The sequence below is a fragment of the Winogradskyella echinorum genome, from assembly GCF_014297365.1.
Lineage (GTDB): Bacteria > Bacteroidota > Bacteroidia > Flavobacteriales > Flavobacteriaceae > Winogradskyella > Winogradskyella echinorum.
Genome location: NZ_JACOQD010000010.1, coordinates 1 through 3,022, shown reverse-complemented (window position 1 = coordinate 3,022; position 3,022 = coordinate 1). Strand labels below are relative to the sequence as shown.

Below are 3,022 nucleotides of genomic sequence, written 5' to 3'. Positions count from 1 at the left end.
TAACAGAGATGGATTTAAGCCTTAAGAACGCAGAGATTACAGGTAATAATCCAAACTATTCTGTAAGCTATTACGAGACACAAGCCAATGCAGATTCAGAAACAGATCCCTTACCAACCTTGTATACCAATACCAGTAATGGTCAGATAATCTATGCTCGTGTAGAAGATATAGGAACAGGTTGTTACGATACCACCACCTTAGAGTTAATTGTGCAACAAGCACCAATAGCCTTTACCCCAAGCCCATTGTATTATTGCGATCCGGATAATGATGGCATAGGAGTGTTTACTTTAACAGACGCCAATAATGAAATTACAGGAGGAGCACCAGGACTTATGGTAACCTATCATGAAAATTACATTAATGCAGATAATAATGTAGATGCTATAGATACAACGATAAATTATAACAATATAGAGCCTAATACACAGATTTTATATGCACGTGTAGAAAGTGCTACTATTACAACGGATTGTGCCACTATAGTAGCGTTAGAATTAATCGTAGAGCACACGCCACAACTAGTAGCGCCAACACCATTAGAAGTCTGTGATGATATATCAGCAGATGGTTTTGCGAACTTTGATTTAACGAGCAGATCTCTAGAGATTCTTAACGGTCAAGATCCCATACAGTATGAAATAAGCTTTTATGAGACACAAGGCAATGCAGCATCAGCAAGTAATGCCATAGTAAGTCCAACAAGTTATACCAATACTACAGCTTTTAATCAATTCCTTTGGGTACGTGTAGAAGACAATACAACAACATCAGGCTGTTATAAGCTCATTAATTTAGAGTTAATCGTAAACCCATTACCAGTTTTAGTAACACCATCACCATTAGAGTTGTGTGATGTAAACAACCCAGGAGATGGTCAAGAAGGCTTTATTTTAGAAGAAGCCGATGCCGAGATATTAAATGGGCAAGGAGGTGTGAGTTTAACCTATTATGAGACACAATTAGATGCAGATAATGCGACCAATCCAATAGAGAGTCCATATGTTAATACCAGTAATGCCCAAACAATATTTGTAAGAGCAGAGAACAATGACACAGGCTGTTATAATACCGTGACATTAACCTTACGCGTAGAACCTATACCAACGCCAACGCCAAGTGACCAATTACCAGATATGGAACTGTGTGATGATGTCAATACAGGAGATGGAGTCGAAGTATTTGATTTAACAGAACAAGAAACTTTAATTCTCAATGGAGAGAGCGGTGTCACACCAACCTACCATGAGACGGAAGCCGATGCAGAATCAGGTAGCAACGCCATAGCAGACCCCACACAGTATACCAATACCAATACAGACACACCATCCCAACAGATTTATGTTAGAGTCACCAATGACGTTACAGGTTGTTATACACTAGTCGATTTTGCTATTATTGTACACCCATTACCAGAGGTTGTAGCAGTAACCGACTTTATACAATGTGAATTAAACACCGATGGTTTTGATAGTTTTGATTTAACAACAAAAGATGAAGAAGTTTTAAATGGTCAAGACCCAAGTCAGTTTATAGTAAGCTATCACGCCACAGTAGCCGATGCAGCATCAGGAATGAATGGCTTGGTAAGTCCTTACACCAACCAAAGCAATCCACAACAGATTTTTGTAACAATTACAAACAATGTTACAGGCTGTAGTATTAGTACACAAAGTTTTAATATCCAAGTCGATGAAGCTGCAGAAGCCAATTCAGATATGAATCCAATACTATATGAAACCTGTGATGACAATATGGAAACCGATGGAGACCCATCAAATGACAGTGCACAGTTTGATTTAGCAACACAAGCTGATCAGGTATTAGACGGCCAAGACCCAGCGAGTTACATCGTAACGTATTATGCTACAGAAGTCGATGCCAATTTAAACGTAAATCCATTACCAACATTATATGAAAATGTTACCAACCCACAAGTCATTTATGCCAGAGTAGATAATAATACCCTAAGTGTTATCCCAATAGCATTAGATGTCACAGCATTAACCACTGGTTTAGACTTAGATGGTAATGGTACTATAGATACCTATGATACTAATGCAGATGGTGTTTTTGATCTTGTAGATGTAGATGGAGATGGACTCTCGGACGCTATAGATGCCAATGCAGATGGTATTGCAGAGTATGTAGATATAGATGGTGACGGCATAGGAGATCCTGTAGACTTAAACAACGATGGTGTGTTTGATAATGAGCAAGATGGCTCAATTTGTTATGCAGTAGCACCATTAACCTTACAGGTGAATCCATTACCAGAGTTTGATTTAGCTGACAGTTATATATTATGTATAGATACTAATGGTACAGAAATTTTAGATCCATTAGTGTTAGATACAGGCCTATCAGAAACCGCCTATAGTTTTGAGTGGAGTTATAATGGTACAGTTTTAGCATCAGAAATAGGTTCAACACTTATGCCAACACAAGGAGGAACCTATAGTGTAACAGTAACAGATATGAGTACTTCTACAGTGACCAATTGTAGCAATACAGACACCACAGAAGTTATAGAAAGTGCACCACCGAGTTTAGAAGTTAACTTAGTAACACAAGCTTTTGCAGATAATAGCGTTATAGAAGCGTTAGCAACCGGCATAGGAGTGTATGAATACAGTTTAGATGGAGGACCATGGCAAGACGAAGGGATATTTAGCAATGTCTCATCTGGCACCCACGAAGTCACAGCAAGAGATAAAAACGGCTGTGGCATAACCAGTGCATCTATATTTGTAATAGACTATCCAGCGTACTTTACACCCAATGGAGATGGCAACCACGATACATGGAACATTCCGGGTATTGGAAGTAGCGCAAAAATTTATATATTTGACCGTTACGGAAAGTTACTGAAACAGATCAGTCCAACAGGCTCAGGCTGGAATGGGACTTTTAATGGTAACCTAATGCCAACAAGTGATTACTGGTTTACAGTAGAGTACGATGAACCTCTAACTGGCAACCGCAAAGAATTTAAAGCCCATTTTACCTTGAAACGATA

Annotated in this window: 1 protein-coding gene; it reads left to right on the top strand. The window is 38.8% G+C overall.

Annotated elements, in window-relative coordinates; all coding sequences use genetic code 11:
- Positions 1–3,022, top strand: a 3,022-nt coding sequence (locus H8K90_RS16885; protein WP_186847172.1) for a T9SS type B sorting domain-containing protein, incomplete at both ends; no start/stop codon positions are given.